This is a genomic window from Nocardiopsis ganjiahuensis DSM 45031, assembly GCF_000341085.1.
GTDB lineage: Bacteria > Actinomycetota > Actinomycetes > Streptosporangiales > Streptosporangiaceae > Nocardiopsis > Nocardiopsis ganjiahuensis.
Window position 1 is genome coordinate 1 of the sequence record NZ_ANBA01000052.1, and the last position, 605, is coordinate 605.

At 68.9% G+C, this 605-nt stretch carries 1 protein-coding gene; it reads left to right on the forward strand.

Features of this window, described 5'->3' with window-relative positions; translation table 11 throughout:
* On the forward strand, window positions 1-605 hold a 605-nt coding region (locus D458_RS0132680), incomplete at both ends, for a GTP-binding protein (protein ID WP_017590929.1).

The window sequence follows — 605 nt, forward strand, 5'->3', positions numbered from 1 at the left end:
GAGGTCGCGCACGAGGCGGAGCGGCGGCGGACCTTCGCGGTCATCTCCCACCCTGACGCCGGTAAGTCGACGCTGACCGAGGCTCTGGCGCTGCACGCGGCGGCGATCTCCTCCGCGGGCGCGGTGCACGGCAAGGGCGACCGCAAGGGTGTGACCTCGGACTGGATGGAGATGGAGCAGGACCGGGGGATCTCGATCACCTCGGCCGCTCTGCGCATCGACTACGACGGCCGGGTGCTGAACCTGTTGGACACCCCCGGCCACGCGGACTTCTCCGAGGACACCTACCGGGTGCTCTCGGCGGTGGACTGCGCGATCATGCTGCTGGACTCGGCCAAGGGCCTGGAGCCGCAGACGTTGAAGCTCTTCGACGTGTGCCGTGCGCGCAAGATGCCGGTGATCACCTTCGTCAACAAGTGGGACCGCCCGGGCCGTGAGCCGTTGGAGCTGTTGGACGAGATCGAGCAGCGCATCGGTCTGCGCCCGACCCCGCTCAACTGGCCGGTGGGCATCGCGGGTGACTTCCGCGGTCTGGTGGACCGCACCAGTGGCACCTACACCAAGATGACCCGCACCCCCGGCGGCGCCCAGAAGGCCATCGAGGA